Raw genomic sequence first — 16,476 nt, 5'->3', positions numbered from 1 at the left:
ACTTTGATTTTTTGATTAATGACCGAAATTTCTGTATTCTGACCATTTGATTCTTTTGGTGTTTCGAAAATTAGAAAAAGTAACGTACTTTCTTGATTCGGATTCTGTCGGAGTGCTTAAAAAGGTTTTCATAATTCTTGTTTTTAATTGGTTTCTACTATATAGACGCCACAAATACTAACTTTGTTACAGTACTATGCTAAACAAAGTACTATATTAACAAAATATTAACTATGAATCGTTGCTATATCATAGAATAGGAGCAAAAAAATTATTATGAAGAATATAAAAAAAAAGAATTTTTAATCCATTCCGGGTTGTATGATCATAAAATTCTCTTCCGTTTTGGCTTGATCAACCATGAGCTTAACTTCATTTAAGAGTTTTTTAGCGTCATAGATGATTCCATCCTTGATTGTGTATTTAACACCTCCAACTCGAACAATTTCATTCTCATCAGTCAGTTTTATGGCCCCGGTTCCGTATAAAACTTTTAAATTCTGCAATGGATTCTCATCTAATAAGACGAAATCTGCTAATTTACCTATCGCAACAGATCCGATTTTTTTATCCATGTTCAATGCTTCAGCGCCATTTAAGGTTGCAGCCCTTATTACCTCAAGAGGGTGGAAACCTGCTTCTCTTAGAAGTTCTAGTTCTCTTATGTAGGCAAAACCATAAAGTTGGTAAATAAAACCAGAATCAGAACCTGCGGTAACGCGACCACCACGATTCTTATACTCATTGACAAAAGTCATCCATAATTGGTAATTTCTCTTCCAGGCAATTTCCTGTTCCGTTCCCCAAAAATGCCAGTAGGATCCGTGAGAAATTTTACTGGGCTGGTAAAATCTCCACAGTGAAGGTAGTGTATAGGTTTCGTGCCATTCAGCTCTTCGCGCTCTGTGCAAATCTCTACTCGCTTCGTAAATATTAAAAGTAGGATCTAAGGTGAAATCTAGTTCAATAAGTTCATTCATTACTTTATTCCAATGGTCAGAATAGGGCTTAGCAGCCTGCTCCCATAATTTACCAGCCTCTTCAAATCTATGTTGTTCATTATTGTAATTATAGTCTAATGGGTAATTTTGAATAGTTCTATCCTCAAAAAGAGCCTCTGGCAAACCATACCAGTGCTCCATTGATGTTAATCCCGCTCGAGCAGAATGTAAGACATTCCATCTGGCAACGCTCATCTGTGCGTGATGACAAGCCGATCCAAGACCTAATTTTTTATTTTCTTCCAAAGCCGCCTGCATAATTTCTGGTTCGGCCCCAAAAAATTTAATTCCATCGGCACCTCTATCAGCATTGGCGTTTACCCATTTTCGAGCCAACTCAGGTGTATTGATTTTCTGATCATTGAGGGGGTTAAATGTTTCACTTTTATGACCAAATCCTGTGTAAGAAATAATTCTGGGAGCAATGATCTCATTTTTCTCACTTTGCTTTTTTAATTCTAAAGTAAAATCAATTCCTCTTCCGCTAGGTTCTCTAATCGTAGTAATACCATGTGCCATCCATAATTTAAATACATAATCGGATTCAGCACCCTGTGACTTGCCTCCAATATGTCCATGCATATCTATGAAACCAGGTAATAAATACATACCATCAGCTTTTAACTCTTTTCCTCCAGTTTTTAATTTAGGACGGTTTTCAGCATTTATTGGAACACCTGGATATCCTACAACTTTTATTTCTTTGATAATATTCTTTTCTACGACGATGTCTACTGGCCCAATTGGTGGTGCCCCATTTCCATTGATAAGGGTTACGCCTCTGATTATTAATTGATCGAACGGGCCTTCACTAACCGATTGATTGTCTTGTGCAAAAAGCGATGACGAAACAGCAATAATTAAAAAATAAGTCAGAAATTGATTCATTAGTTTCATGAAATAAGGGATTAGAATAAAAAAGATAAAAATACTGATTAATCGATACGATCTACCATTGGGCCCAGTGTATTGCCTCCCAATAAATGCATATGAATATGAAAGACAGATTGGCCGGCATCCTCATTCATGTTCATTGAAACCCGGTAACCAGATGCGTCAATATTGTTTTCTTTGGCAAGTTTAGCCGCTAATAATAACATTCTTCCAAGTAATAGGGCATCATCTTGGTCTGCCTGATTTAATGTTTGAATTTCTTTTTTGGGAACAATTAGCAAATGGACTTTTGCTTGCTCCTTTAAAGGAACAAAGGCAATAATCTCTTCATCTTCATAGACAATAGTCGCTGGTAATTCTCTGTTAATGATTTTAGTAAAGGGAGATCCTTCTTCAATTTTTCTGGCTTTCTCTTTCTGATATGAGGCTGATTGCGCCAAAAGACCTGAATAGATTAAAACAAAAAGACAAGATAATAGGGTGGTTAATTTCATGATTTATTTATTTGGTTAACTTTGAGCAAGCACTAATTTAAACTATAATTTATCTATTATGAAAAAGCTTGAACTATTATTTTTCGCCTTCGCTTTTATTTTATTTGGATCAGATATTTATGCACAAGCTGATCTTGGTAAAGACAAACAGGCTGTTGAAAAAGTGATCAATGACCTGTTTGACGGGATGAGGGAGGCCGACAGCTCCAAAGTTAAAGCACTCTTTTCAAAAGATGTTCAAATGTATACTTCATATACGAATAAGGAAGGAGAGAAGGTACTTAAAAAAGGTGAACTCGCTCCTTTTTTAACAGCTATTGGGAGTCCTCATGAAAAAATTTGGGATGAGAAAATATGGAATACCAGTGTTATGGTTGATGGCGGAATTGCCCAGGTTTGGACAGATTACGCCTTCTATGTTGGTGCAGAATTCAGTCATTGTGGCGTTGATGCTTTTCATTTAGCAAAAGATGCTTTAGGTAGTTGGAAAATCATGCACCTGATGGATACCAGAAGAAAAGAAGGTTGTGATGAACCCAAAAAATAATGACTCAAAGTCGATTGAATTTTATGAAATAATACTATGAAAGGAGTTGAAATTAGTACCGATAAAAATAGATTGGATTTACAATTCATCACAAACTATCTACAGTCATCTTATTGGGCAAAAAACAGAACTAAAGAATCCGTTCAAACCAGTATCGAAAATTCTATTTGTTTCGGACTTTATTTAGGTAAGTCTCAAATTGGATTTGCTAGAGTTCTAACAGATGGCGCTGTCTTTGCTTATTTGATGGATGTCTTTATTATTGATGAATATAAAGGGAATGGATTAGGTTCATTACTCATGGATGAGATTTTGCAACACAAAGATATTAGGGACTTAGAAACTTTTAAACTGGCAACTCATGATGCACATGAGTTTTATCTTAAAAAGGGATTCAAAGTAATAGCGCATCCTGAGTTTCAAATGGAAAAATTAAAGAATAATCCAATCTAATATGAACAAAATACTTTTATACATAATCTTACTTAGCGCTGGATTACAAGCTCAAAAATCATTTGAGTCTTTTGATCGTACTAAAATAGCATTTAGTGATACAGGATCGGGTATCCCGGTAATTCTTATACATGGATTTATTTCTTCAGGAGATTCTTGGAAGCATTCTGTTTTAGCGAAAGACCTTGCAGAAAATGGTTATCGCGTTATCATTCCTGATCTAAGAGGGAATGGACAATCTGACCGTCCTCAAGAGGCTGTTTTTTATGCTAATGACGCTGAAATAAAAGACCTAATTGCACTTGCGGATTTCTTGAAATTAGAATCTTATCTGGCGGTTGGTTATTCAAGGGGAGCGATCGTTTTATCAAAACTATTGATTGATGAACCTAGAATAAAGAAAGCCGTATTAGGTGGAATGGGCTTGGATTTTACAAACCCTGATTGGTCTAGACGCATTATGTTTCAAAAAGCATTTAGTGGAGAGGAACCTCCAAATGATATAACAGAAGGAGCCATAAAATATGCAAAGTCAATAGGCGCTGATTCAAAGATTCTTGGTTATTTACAGGAATATCAACCCGTCACTTCAATAAAAGAACTACAAACAATCAAAGCTAATGTGTTGGTAATCGCAGGAGATCAGGACAAAGATAATGGAGATCCAAAAAAGTTATCTGAACAGATTCCCGGAGCCTTTTATAAAATAGTTCCTGGAACACATAATGACACTAAAAATACTGCAGCGTTTTCAAATGAAGTTATTTCGTTCTTGATGAAATAAAAAAAGAGGTTTTTGAAAACCTCTTTTTTATTAAACTTGAAATATTTTTTATTGACGACCTAAAGTAACTTTCTTTCCAGCTCTGAAGACAACAATTTCGATGGCTTGGTTTTCGCCTTTGATCTCCATAACTCTTGCAATATTAACTAGTGATTCATCTGTGTTCTCAAACTTCACTCCGTTGATTGAAAGAATGATATCACCTCCGGCTATTAATTTTTCTCCATTGATAGTCATTTCAATATCACCATCTTCCAGGCCTAGAATCCCAAAAGGAGAAACTTTAACGACTCTTTGAACAAGCAAGCCACTTTCTTGAGGCAAATTAAATATCTGTGCCATTTTCCCGGTCAATGGAATCAAATCTGTTCCATTCCAAAGGATTTTCTGCTCAAATAACAATTCTTTGGTGATATTAGAGGATGAGGCAAATCCAATACCTTGAAATCCACCTGACTGTGTGAGTATGTTGCTAACCACACCAATCACTTCACCTTTCATATTGATCATTGGCCCTCCTGAGTTACCTGTATTAATTGCAGCATCAGTTTGAATATACTCTGAATTTGTAAAGGGGTTTTTATCATGTCTGTCATTAATAATTCCACTAACATACCCTGAAGAAAGTGAATGACCTAAACCATACGGCGCTCCAACTACAAATACTTGCTCACCTATTTTGACTTCATTTGAATCAGCGAAACTTAATGTTACCGCATCTTTCCTAGGCCATATCAACTCGAGTAAAGCTACATCGGCAGTAGCATAAGCAGACACAACTTTTGCAGGAATAATTTCTCCATCCAAGAATTGAACATTGACTTTTTCCGCTACCTGCACTACGTGAGCAGCAGTGATAATCTGGGTGTCGCTAATCATAAATCCAGAACCAAGTCCTCCAGCAGTTACGGTTTTGGTAACATTCCCTGAACTAACTAATTCCTTTTGTTCGGTAAGTATTACCACTACCGCCGGATTTGATTTATTATACAATTCTGAAAGGGACTGTGCTTTGATAGAGAAACTCAACAAAAACAGCGCTATTATTAAAATTTTATTTGCCTTATACATTTGCTTATTCATAATAATTTTAAACTTAAGTTCTTTTTTTGGCGGTAAAAATAGTTATTATTCATGTACAATTTCATACTAGAAACAATTTATTAAAAGTATCAGATATTGTTGCACATTTTTCAGTGTTGCTTCAACTTTAATTAGCATATTTTTTTCAATTAACATTAAAACGCATTTTTGACACTGTCAAATAAGCATATTAAGCTTTTTTTTAAGTCCAAAATGAAAGAATAGGAGACCGTATAGCGTTATAATTGGTTAAATAAATGTTAAATACATAGATGCCAGTTAACAATACTTGAATTTGCAAGTCTATAATAATGAATCATCAATTGAGAGTTTTTTGTTAATTTGGTAAGGATCTATGGGCTGCAAGGCCCATGGATCCTTCGATTATAGGCTTGAAATATAATGATATAGATAAATTCTATTTGGTCATAAGTAATTCCGATCAAATTAATAGGGAATTAATTAGATGTAGAATTACCTTTAACTTGTGAAGTTGAAATTTTTTGGCACTTTTTTTGAAAGGTTTAAAGAAGATTAGCGACATTTATAACAATAATAATATTAACAATGTATAATTTTAATCCCCCCGAATTATGGAAGCTGTAACACAAGCCTTAGAATTTGAAAGCCGAAAGTTGTCTTTGAAATCAACAAACGATAGAATATTGGCATCTAGAGAAGCCAAAACTTTAATCTTGAATCTTAACGAATTGTATAAAGTGAATAAGGACCAAAGTCTAATGGATCTTATGAAAAGATTGACCGCAATTAAAAAGAAAGTAGAGTCTAGGTTAAAAATGCATGTAACCATCTAAATGGTGAGCATTAGCGAGATTCCTAAACATATATTTGATATTAAATTAAACACCCTTCAAGGGGGTGTTTTTAGTTGGGATAATTGCAAAGGGAAGAAAGTTCTTATAGTGAATACAGCCTCTGAATGTGGTTTTACGAAACAATATGAAGATCTTCAAAAACTTTACGACTTATATCCAGATCAACTACAAATAATTGGTGTACCCTGTAACCAATTTGGAAAACAAGAGCCTGGTGATGCAGAGACAATAACAAGATTTTGTTCTATGAATTTTGGGGTATAGTTTCCACTCACTGAGAAATTGGATGTTAAAGGCTCAAATCAGCATCCATTATATAAATGGCTAACCCGAAAAGAGTACAACGGAAAAAGTAACTCTTCAGTTAAATGGAATTTTCAAAAATATCTTATTGATGAAAATGGAAAACTGATAGATTATTATTACTCCCTCACAAAGCCGTTAAGCAAAAAAATATTAAAACATTTAAATTAGATGAATCTATTATAGATTTTGATCTTAAATTGAAAGAATGGATTTCGAAAAACAAGGTCAGATTTATCAATTATCTGCAAAGATTAACCTTCCTATTAGTGTGAATGAAGCATGGGATTTTCTTTCAAACCCAGATAATCTGAAGATCATAACACCCGGCTATATGGGGTTCAATATTATTTCAACCGGTGGTGGAGATATGTTTCCAGGTCAGATTATTAGCTATAAGGTTTCTCCTTTACTTGGTCTTAAGCTGAATTGGGTTACCGAAATAACCTATGTAGATGATATGGTGTATTTTGTAGATGAACAGAGAATTGGACCATATGCTTTATGGCATCATAAACATTTTGTTAAAGAAATTAATGGAGGTACAGAAATGATTGATATCGTTCATTATCAATTACCCTTTCCCTTATTGGCAAATAGATTTCATGGTTTATTGGTAAAACCAAAGTTGAAAGAAATTTTCAATTACCGCACGAACAAACTCATTGAACTTTTTGGTAAATATGAATAATGATGAAGTTAATCCTATTAATATTATTATGTATGACTAATTCGATGGAGGCTCAAGACTATCTTTTTAATTTTTCTAATGATGATGCTGAAAAGGGGTGGTTGATTGTGAATGACGGGGTAATGGGTGGTTTATCAAAGGGACGTTTTGAAGTCATAGATCATAAGGCGGTATTTAGTGGAAAGGTTTCTACTGATAATAATGGTGGATTCACAATGATTAGGAATCAATTTAAGCAGAAATCACTTTTGTCTTATAAATCATTTATTTTAGAATTGAAAGGAGATGGGAAAACCTATCAATTTAGGGTAAAGTCTAGCACTGACCAGCGCCATTCATATGTTTATACATTTACTACAAATGGTAAGTGGCAAAAAATTACGATTCCTTTTGCAAGTCTAGAACCTCGATTTAGAGGAAGAGATGTTAATGTTTCAAATTTTGAAGGGCTTAAAATTGAGGAAGTTGCCTTTTTAATTGGGAATAAACGAGAAGAATCCTTCGAGCTTATCGTTAAAGAAATTAGCCTCAAATAAAGTCGAAATTAGCATATTCTTATCATGCTAATTAGGAATATGCTTTAAAATCATATTCTGTTTTAATTCAATTCACTACTTTTAAGCGTTTTTATTCAATGCTGTGAAAATGCAACCCTTCTACGAAAGAATATTGTTATCAAGTTTTTGCTTGTTTTCTTTTATTACTATGGCTCAAACTGGGATTGAACCGCCTATTATTACAGCAGAAGGGGATCAATTCTACTGCCCGTTATCTGAAATCGCGATAGTAAGTGAAATAAGCATTGCAAATCCTGATGAGACTGTGATAGAGGCCTTTTTTGTACAAATATCCTCAGGTTATAACAGACAAACAGATCTGCTCAAATTAGCAAATGACCAACCTAATATCCGTGCTTCCTGGAATTCTAATACTGCAAAATTAACATTAAGGAGCAAAACAAATGACCCTCTTGTATTAGGTGATATAATAGCTGCCGTTGAAGATGTTGTTTTTGTAAACACAGATATAGAATTTTCAGGGGAAAGGTTTTTTTCTTTAACTATTGGAGATGCCAACTACCTTCCTTCTACAGGACATTATTATGAATTTATAGATGCTGTTGGAATTACCTGGACTCAAGCAATGGCTCAGGCTGAAAGCAGAGATTATTATGGCCTTCAAGGCTACTTAGCTACAATTACTTCTAGAGAAGAAGCGCAGTTATCAGGAGAGCAAGCAGGAGGAGCTGGATGGATTGGAGGAAGTGATGCTGAAATTGAGGGCACATGGAAGTGGGTTACCGGACCTGAAGCAGGAGACGTATTCTGGATTGGAGATGCTAATGGAAGTGCACCAAATGGTGCATTTGAATTCTGGAATACAAATGAACCTAATAATCTTGGTGGTGAAGATTATGCTCATGTAACAGCTCCTGGAGTTGGTATTCGTGGCTCATGGAATGATTTAAGCAATGTTGGTGAGCCATCTGGAGATTATCAGCCCAAAGGATATATCGTTGAATACGGATATGGAGGACCCGATGATGCACCTGATTTTTCAGCTTTTACAAGAATTTATACGAATAAAATTGACAGTGTGTTTAATGGGTCAAGATGTGGGCCTGGAATTATAGAATTACGAGCAACGACAACTGTTGTAGATGACCAGCCAGTTGATTCCGAAATATTATGGTTTGAATCTGAGACCAGCACGAATCCTGTATGGAAAGGAAGTACTTATGCTCCTAATCTGACTGCAACCGAAGATTATTTTGTTTTAGCATCTCAAAATGATTGCCCAACTGGGGAGCGTAAATTAGTTTTAGCTACTGTTTTTGAAATCCCTGATATTGAGAAGGAGGTGGTATTGAAAAATTGCGATCAGGATGATAATCCTACAGATGGCTATACCGACTTTAATCTAAATGAAGCAAATGACCTTTTTATAAAAAACACGGTTGAAAAAGTGATTTTAGCAGCGGTTTCAAGACCACCACCATTAAGAAAAATTACCTATCACCTTACAGAAGAAGATGCGAAGGAAGCTTTAAATGCTTTAGAACCTTTTCCGTTTAACAATAAAACTGCTGATCAGGTATTTGCAAGAGTAGAAAATGAGCAAGGTTGTTTTGATATAGGTATTGTGAATCTCAAGGTATCTGCAACAGAGCCGGTCGATATTGTGGTATTAGAATCCTGTGATGATGATAATGCGAATGACGGATTATATTCATTTGATTTAACAGAAGCTTCAGCGTCTATATTGGGCCAATTACCACCTCAAAATCTGAGAGTACAGTATTACAGGAATTTAGATGATGCGACCCTTGAGCAAAATGAAATTCTTCCTCAAACTGACTATAAAAATGAGACTCCGTATTTTCAAAGCCTCTATGTAAGAATAGAAAGCGTTGACAATGGTGATTGTATCAGCCTGGGCGAATTTCTGGAATTGTATGTGTATTCTTTGCCTGAGTTTCAGGTAAACTCAGAGGATGTTTATTGTTTAAATTCAGATCCCATTGAATTAGCGGTTTTTAACGCTCAGGAGGTTTATACGTATGTGTGGGAAGATAGCTCAGGATCAATTATAGGAACTGGTGAATCGATAACTGTTTCGATGGGAGGTCAATATGCTGTAACAGCTACTTCAAGCTTGGGTTGTAAGTCTGATCAAAAAGTCATAAACGTAAGTGAATCATCAATAGCTACAATTAGTCAAAATGATATAGAAGTAATGGATGGTGAAGAAGCAAATTCGATTCGAATTGACCCAACAAATTTAGGTATAGGTGACTATGAGTATGCATTGGATAATTTTTTTGGACCTTTTCAGTCAGAACCTTTTTTCGATGATGTTTTACCGGGGATCCATACTGTGTTTGTAAGAGATAAAAATGGTTGTGGAACAACTGATATAGAAGTCTCTGTGATTGGCTATCCTAAGTTTTTTACTCCAAATGCAGATGGCTATAATGATACATGGCAAGTGTCTGGTGTTTCTTTCCAACCAGAATCAAAAATTTATATCTATGATAAATTCGGTAAATTGCTTGCCCAACTAGATGCAGAAGGAGACGGATGGTATGGTTTATTTAATGGTAATCCGTTGCCATCAGCCGATTACTGGTACAGGGTACAGCTGGAAGACGGTAGAGTTCATACGGGTCATTTTAGTTTAATTAGAAGATAGTTACATGTCTATGAAAAAGTTTTTAATCATTATAATAATTGGGTTTGCTAGTCATTATATGACTGCACAGGAAACATTTCCTATATATTCCGATTATTTATCAGACAATGTATACTTGGTACATCCTGCAGCAGCGGGTATTGGAAATTGTGGAAAAATCAGGTTCACTTACCGGCAACAATGGGTTGGTGTAGAAGATGCTCCTTCGTTGCAAACATTGAGTTTCCATACTCGGATAACTGAAAAAATGGCAATTGGAGCGATTGCTTTTAATGACGAAAATGGGTATCACGCACAACAAGGATTCTTAGCAACATATGCCTATCATGTCAATTTTGGAAGAGAGGATGCTTTGAACCAATTGTCTTTTGGACTTTCGTTTATGTTTAGTCAAAACTCTATCGATCAAAGTGACTTTAATATTCCTGATCCAGTTGTTTCACAAGGAGTTGAGTCAACTGGTTATTATAATGCTGATTTTGGTTTGGGCTATCACTATATGGATTCCTTTAGCTATTTTACAGTAAAAAACCTCCTTATGACTCCAAGAGACCTTGTGAATAACAGGTTTGAATCTGATAATTTAAGAAGGTACTTACTCACATTTGGTTATTATTTGGGGCGTGGTAAAAAATTGCAATTTGAACCTTCATTGATGTTTCAATACATAGAGTATACAGGAGAGGCCTTTGTTGACATCAATATTAAAGCCTATAAAAACATAGGAAATAAAAGTCAAATCTGGGCTGCCCTTTCATATCGCCAGAATTTTGATTCGAACATTGAAAGTTTTAAAATGATCACCCCGATTATTGGTATCAATCACAAGCGATTTATGTTTTCATACACTTATTCAAGCCAGATTGGAGATGTTGTCTTGTCAAACGGAGGTAATCATCAAGTCACGTTGGGATACAATGTTTTCTGTAAAAAACCTCGAGCCACTGGCTGCCCCAACTTGAATTCTACATATTAACCTGAAACCAGTTAATATTCTCTCATTTACTGATAAAAGTCATGTCTTTCTGTTTAAATACGTGCTAATTTTAATGATGGTATTTACCTAACCTTTAACTTTTTAGGATAGGGGTACAAGCTTATTTCACTTTCATTAAAATTTCAACAATATGTCTAGTTTGAATAAATTAGGTTCAGTAAGGTTATGGTTACTGGCCACTTTTTGCATCGGATTTTTAAGTCTTGGTTTTACAAAACTGAATGACTCAAGTATGATTACCGAATCAGTTAGAAGTGATGATGTTGGCGGGGAGCTCATTTGGCATGTCAAAGCGATTCATCCTGAGGGCTATTTTCTTGATGTAAAAGCAATTGATTCAAATGGAAATCAATATGATTTAAAGGCCATTCAGAATGCTGACCAGACTACTTTGATGGATATCAAGATAATCATGCAAGGCAAGAGAATACCTGTAAAAATTTTACAAAGTGATGGAAGGTTTATGCCTGTAAAGGGAATAACGAAAAATGGAGAAATTCTAGATATCAAAGCGATTAATCTCAAAGGAGAAATACTCGATGTTAAGGGAGTAGGTCATTCTGGGAATATCATACATATAAAAGCCATTACTAAGAACAAGGAGTTCTATGGTATTAAAGCTATTTCACCTACAGGAAAGTTGAATGATGTTAAAGGTGTCAAAGTAATTAAAGATCCTATCGAATCAAGCATTAATGGTGTGCTTATCCATGCGCATGTGAAAGCCATCTCTCAGACTGGTTGTTCATCTGATAGTTTTATTTGGCATATAAAGGCTATCCATCCCGAGGGGCACACCTTGGATGTGAAAGCAATAGATGGAGAAGGAAATATTTTTGATGTAAAGGCAATACAGAATTCTAACCAAAGAAGTATGTTAGATATAAAAGCCTTTATTGGTGATGCACTTCAACTTCCTGTTAAAGTTATTATAAGTGACAATACGAAATCAGCCGTTAGAGCAATTGGTGATGATGGTACCTTATATGTAATTAAAGCAATGGATAAAAATGAAAATTTATTAGACGTTAAGGCAACCAGTCGAGCTGGTAATTTAATCAGTATTAAGGCAGTTGATAAAAATGGCAAAGAAATTGGCATTAAGGCCATTTCTCCAGAAGGAGAACTAAATGACGTAAAAGGAGTGAAAATGATAAATGAAGATTTGGAAATGGAATTAAATGGGGTTAAGATATATGCTCATATCAAGGCATTACCACAATAATTGATGCTATTTTTTTAGTGATTTATGAAATCAGGGCTTCGGCCCTGTTTTTTATTGAACTGCTGAAATTTGCCGTATTTAAACATTTTTATTCTTATTTTTACTTTTATAAGAATGTACAGTACTTTATGTGTTAAATCCACCGATTATCCAGTAAATTAAAATAGAATTATGGAAAAAGACGAACTTAGATATGAGAAAATGAAATACAGTAGGTGTGGTAAAAGCGGCCTGCTTTTACCCAAAATATCACTTGGTCTTTGGCATAATTTTGCTGGTGTTGATGTGTATGAAAATGCTAAAGAAATGGTTTTGAGAGCTTTTGATCTTGGTATTACGCATTTTGATTTGGCTAACAATTACGGTCCGCCTCCAGGTTCTGCTGAAGAGACTTTTGGAAAAATTCTTCGTGATGAACTGGCTGCTTACAGAGACCAAATGATTATTACTTCTAAAGCTGGATATATGATGTGGCCTGGTCCATATGGTGAGTGGGGTTCTAGAAAATATTTAATTTCAAGCTGTGACCAAAGTCTTAAAAGAATGGGGCTCGAGTACGTTGATATTTTTTATAGTCACAGACCTGATCCTGATACACCACTTGAAGAAACTATGATGGCTTTAGATCAGATCGTCAGATCTGGTAAAGCGCTTTACGCCGGGATTTCAAATTATAACCCTGAACAATCACAGCAGGCTTTTGACATATTAAAGTCTTTGGGCACTCCATGTGTTGTTCACCAACCATCATATAGTATGTTTAATAGATGGGTTGAAGATGGCTTGTTAAATGTTTTGGAAAAAAATGGAGTGGGATCAGTCGTGTTTAGTCCTCTATTTCAAGGATTATTAACTGACAAATATCTCAATGGAATTCCAAAAGATTCCAGAGCAGCAAAATCACATGGATTCTTGCAAAGTTCTCAAATTACCGAAGATAAAATTGAAAAGGTAAAAGCCTTAAACCAAATAGCTGAAAAGAGAGGTCAAAAAATGTCTCAACTGGCACTTTGTTGGGTTTTAAGAGACCCCAGGGTTACAAGCGTGATTATTGGCGCGAGCAAAGTTTCCCAAATTGAAGATGCGGTTGGTATACTTGACAACTTGGAATTTTCAAATGAAGAATTGCAATCCATTGAAGAAATACTCAAAGCCTGATACTATGTTAAATAAGAAGTCTTTTTTTGTATTACTCATCTTGTTGAGCTATGCAGAACTTATTCAATGTCAATTAAACGGAAATCTGCTTCAAAATATTGAAAATAGGGAAAAAGTAAGTCTAGATGGTGATTGGAAAATTATCGTTGATCCACTTGAAAACGGTTATTATAATCATAGATATCTTCCAAAAGAAGATGGGTATTTCAAGAATAAAAAAATGAAATCACCTTCAGATTTAATTGAGTATGATTTTGACACCGATGCGACTTTAAAAGTGCCTGGAGATTGGAATACACAAGGTGATAAATATTACTATTATGAAGGGACCATTTGGTATAAGAAATCCTTTGATTATAATCCTGCTCAAAACGAGCTAACCTATCTTTATTTTGAAGCCGTTAATTATGAAGCCAAAGTATATTTAAATGGTGAATATTTAGGTGAGCATCAAGGTGGCTATACACCTTTTCAGTTTGATGTGACAGGGCGTTTAAAAGAAAAGGATAATTTTATAGTTGTTAAGGTAGATAACAAAAGACTTAAGGATGCCATTCCTACGGTTAACAGTGATTGGTGGAATTACGGAGGAATTACCAGATCAGTTCACCTTATCAACCTTCCTAAGTCACACATAAAAGATTATTCAATACAACTGTCAACAGATAGAAAGAATATTGAAGGGACGTTTTTAGTGCATGGGCAAGCCGAGAATGACAAGCTGAGTGTATCCATTCCAGAATTGAAAAAGAAAATTGACCTAAGTATAGATGAAAAGGGCATGGCTTCTTTCAAAATAAAAGCCAAACCAGAATTATGGACACCTGAAAACCCCAAGCTGTATCATCTTGAGTTTTCAATTAATGATGATAAATTGATTGACAGTATTGGTTTTAGAACCATCGAAACCAAAGACTATGACATATTATTAAATGGTGCTTCTGTCTTTTTGAAAGGAATATGCATTCATGAAGAGGCTCCTTATAAAACAGGTAGGGTAACCACTGAAGATGAGATTTTGACATTGTTGTCTTGGGCAAAAGAATTGGGCTGTAATTTTGTTCGATTAGCACATTATCCTCACAGCGAAAAAATGGTAAGAGAAGCTGAGCGAATGGGTTTAATGATTTGGTCTGAAATTCCTGTTTACTGGACCGTATCTTTTGACAATCCTGATACGTACCAATTGGCCGAAAACCAATTAAAAGAAATGATCAGTAGAGACAAGAACAGGGCTGGAATCATTTTATGGTCAGTTGCAAATGAAACGCCTCTTAGTGATGATCGTAATGTTTTTTTAAAGAGCTTAATTTCGAAGGCAAAAGAAATGGATTCAAGCAGGTTGATCACGGCCGCACTTGATACACAGTCAGGAGAGGATGGATTCAAAGTAATAGATGATCCTTTGGCGGAAGCAGTAGATGTAATTGGTATTAACAGTTATTGCGGTTGGTATGTTGACAGTCCTGAGGAATGTTCAGATTATAAATGGAAAAATTTATACAATAAACCAATGATAATGAGTGAGGTAGGAGCGGGTGCGCTTGCAGGACTTCACGGTGATAAAGATGAACGATGGACCGAAGAATATCAGGATTATGTCTTTAAAACGAACCTTGAAATGATGGATAATATCGATTTTTTAAGAGGCATAACACCATGGATTCTAATGGACTTCAGATCAGCTAGAAGGCACCTAAAGGAAATTCAAATGGATTTTAATAGGAAAGGACTTATTTCTGAACAAGGTGTAAAGAAAAAATCATTTTATACCCTGCAGAACTATTATAAAAACAAAGAATAGCAACTTATTTGTTGAATTATGAAGCCTTAACTTTTAGTAGATGAAGCGTTTTGCTTTTTTCTTAAGCCAAAGAATCGAGGAACCCTTTTCTGATATTCTTTATATAATGGGTATTTTTCTGTGCTAATCTCTTCGCTAAAATTTGAACTTCCTTGGAATAAAACTACCAATAGAAGGCTGCCTGCAATTGACCAGTTCAGCCATTCAGATGATGTATAGATACTAAACAGATAAAAACTAAGCCATACAGCCTGTTCAGCAAAATAATTAGGATGACGAGAAAAGGCCCATAGACCCTTATCGAGAAAGCCTTTTTTATAATCCCCTTCAAGGTTTTCATCAGCATTTATTCTTTTCCATTTCTCACTTTGAAATTTCCAATGCTGGTTGTCAGCGATCGTCTCATAAATAATAAAGAATAGCATCAAACCGGCTATGATAATGTCGATATAACCAAAAGGTGTTTCATTAAATTGTAAAGCGATAATAATCGGTAAAGTAAAGAGTAAAATTAAAATTTGTTGATAGCCACAAATAAAAAACAGATTGAACAAAGTCCATTTCCATTTAGCCTGAAACTCAGGTCTGGCTCTCAAGACGGCCCACCTATAATCTTCTTCTCCTTCCCAGAAACGAATTGTAAAAGCACCATGTCTTGAAAAATTATAGGTAAGTCTTATTCCCCAAAATGACACCAAAGTTGCCATTACTATTAAACGTGTAGAATAACCGCCATAATGCGCTACAATCCATACATAAACGATGGGTAATAAACTCCATAATTTATCAACTTGACTATTGTTCCCTGTTAATTCACCAAGAATAAAACAATAGATAATGGCTCCCAAACAGATCTTAGCTAGCAGGGTTAATGCCTCAACTGAGATCTCATTTAATGGCGTACCAAAATAGTAGGAAAATACAGGTACAACCACGAGTGTAATAATCAATAATAAGGCAGTTCTAAGAATATTCATCTGTGAGAATTTTAAGACGAATATAAGATTTATATTT

General features: G+C 35.1%; 16 protein-coding genes. 12 read left to right on the top strand and 4 right to left on the bottom strand.

The features are described from left to right. Positions 1 to 302: 302 nt before the first annotated feature. Both QWY87_RS15225 and QWY87_RS15220 read right to left on the bottom strand, forming a co-directional pair. The gene (locus QWY87_RS15225) at positions 303 to 1,889 is read right to left on the bottom strand and encodes an amidohydrolase family protein (protein ID WP_290293723.1); all 1,587 of its coding nucleotides are present in this window, start codon (positions 1,887 to 1,889) and stop codon (positions 303 to 305) included. A gap of 47 nt (positions 1,890 to 1,936) precedes the next feature. Next, entirely contained in the window at positions 1,937 to 2,389 is a 453-nt protein-coding gene (locus QWY87_RS15220) for an HIT domain-containing protein (RefSeq protein ID WP_290292796.1), read from the bottom strand. Positions 2,390 to 2,447: 58 nt separating this feature from the next. On the opposite strand from QWY87_RS15220, the gene QWY87_RS15215 reads away from it, so the two are divergent. The 3 genes from QWY87_RS15215 to QWY87_RS15205 are packed head-to-tail and all read left to right on the top strand — an operon-like array spanning position 2,448 to position 4,173. Then, positions 2,448 to 2,936, top strand: a complete 489-nt coding sequence (locus QWY87_RS15215) for a nuclear transport factor 2 family protein (RefSeq protein ID WP_290292793.1) — start codon at positions 2,448 to 2,450, stop codon at positions 2,934 to 2,936. Positions 2,937 to 2,972: 36 nt separating this feature from the next. After that, positions 2,973 to 3,389, top strand: a complete 417-nt coding sequence (locus tag QWY87_RS15210; RefSeq protein ID WP_290292791.1) for a GNAT family N-acetyltransferase — start codon at positions 2,973 to 2,975, stop codon at positions 3,387 to 3,389. A gap of 1 nt (position 3,390) precedes the next feature. Continuing rightward, entirely contained in the window at positions 3,391 to 4,173 is a 783-nt protein-coding gene (locus tag QWY87_RS15205; RefSeq protein WP_290292788.1) for an alpha/beta fold hydrolase, read from the top strand. A gap of 48 nt (positions 4,174 to 4,221) precedes the next feature. Here QWY87_RS15205 and QWY87_RS15200 read toward each other — a convergent pair whose 3' ends face one another. Further along, positions 4,222 to 5,256, bottom strand: a complete 1,035-nt coding sequence (locus QWY87_RS15200; protein WP_290292786.1) for a S1C family serine protease — start codon at positions 5,254 to 5,256, stop codon at positions 4,222 to 4,224. Positions 5,257 to 5,849: 593 nt separating this feature from the next. On the opposite strand from QWY87_RS15200, the gene QWY87_RS15195 reads away from it, so the two are divergent. From QWY87_RS15195 to QWY87_RS15155, 9 genes are all read left to right on the top strand, one after another. Beyond that, complete coding sequence (locus QWY87_RS15195; RefSeq protein WP_290292784.1) at positions 5,850 to 6,071, top strand: hypothetical protein; 222 nt, start codon at positions 5,850 to 5,852, stop codon at positions 6,069 to 6,071. Continuing rightward, positions 6,072 to 6,356 carry a hypothetical protein gene (locus QWY87_RS17880; RefSeq protein WP_353959180.1) on the top strand — a complete coding sequence of 95 codons (285 nt, stop codon included), beginning with the start codon at positions 6,072 to 6,074 and terminating at the stop codon, positions 6,354 to 6,356. A gap of 247 nt (positions 6,357 to 6,603) precedes the next feature. Further along, entirely contained in the window at positions 6,604 to 7,086 is a 483-nt protein-coding gene (locus tag QWY87_RS15185) for an SRPBCC family protein (RefSeq protein ID WP_290292783.1), read from the top strand. Positions 7,087 to 7,118: 32 nt separating this feature from the next. Then, positions 7,119 to 7,622, top strand: a complete 504-nt coding sequence (locus tag QWY87_RS15180) for a CIA30 family protein (RefSeq protein WP_290292781.1) — start codon at positions 7,119 to 7,121, stop codon at positions 7,620 to 7,622. A 109-nt stretch (positions 7,623 to 7,731) separates the two neighbouring features. Then, on the top strand, positions 7,732 to 10,278 hold the full coding sequence (locus QWY87_RS15175; protein WP_290292780.1) for an FIDD domain-containing protein: 2,547 nt from the start codon (positions 7,732 to 7,734) through the stop codon (positions 10,276 to 10,278). 10 nt (positions 10,279 to 10,288) lie between these two features. Then, positions 10,289 to 11,254: a PorP/SprF family type IX secretion system membrane protein gene (locus QWY87_RS15170; protein ID WP_290292778.1), complete on the top strand. Its 966-nt coding sequence runs from the start codon at positions 10,289 to 10,291 to the stop codon at positions 11,252 to 11,254. 151 nt (positions 11,255 to 11,405) lie between these two features. Beyond that, the gene (locus tag QWY87_RS15165; RefSeq protein WP_290292776.1) at positions 11,406 to 12,500 is read left to right on the top strand and encodes a DUF7486 family protein; all 1,095 of its coding nucleotides are present in this window, start codon (positions 11,406 to 11,408) and stop codon (positions 12,498 to 12,500) included. 171 nt (positions 12,501 to 12,671) lie between these two features. Further along, positions 12,672 to 13,658, top strand: a complete 987-nt coding sequence (mgrA, locus tag QWY87_RS15160) for an L-glyceraldehyde 3-phosphate reductase (protein WP_290292775.1) — start codon at positions 12,672 to 12,674, stop codon at positions 13,656 to 13,658. A 4-nt stretch (positions 13,659 to 13,662) separates the two neighbouring features. After that, positions 13,663 to 15,462: a glycoside hydrolase family 2 protein gene (locus QWY87_RS15155; protein WP_290292773.1), complete on the top strand. Its 1,800-nt coding sequence runs from the start codon at positions 13,663 to 13,665 to the stop codon at positions 15,460 to 15,462. Between the two features lie 26 nt (positions 15,463 to 15,488). Here the strand turns inward: QWY87_RS15155 and QWY87_RS15150 are convergent, their stop codons facing one another. Continuing rightward, on the bottom strand, positions 15,489 to 16,439 hold the full coding sequence (locus QWY87_RS15150) for a DUF1295 domain-containing protein (RefSeq protein WP_290292770.1): 951 nt from the start codon (positions 16,437 to 16,439) through the stop codon (positions 15,489 to 15,491). Positions 16,440 to 16,476: the final 37 nt, after the last annotated feature.

The organism is Lutimonas halocynthiae (genome assembly GCF_030409835.1).
GTDB lineage: Bacteria > Bacteroidota > Bacteroidia > Flavobacteriales > Flavobacteriaceae > Lutimonas > Lutimonas halocynthiae.
This window is presented reverse-complemented; position numbering and strand designations above follow the sequence as displayed.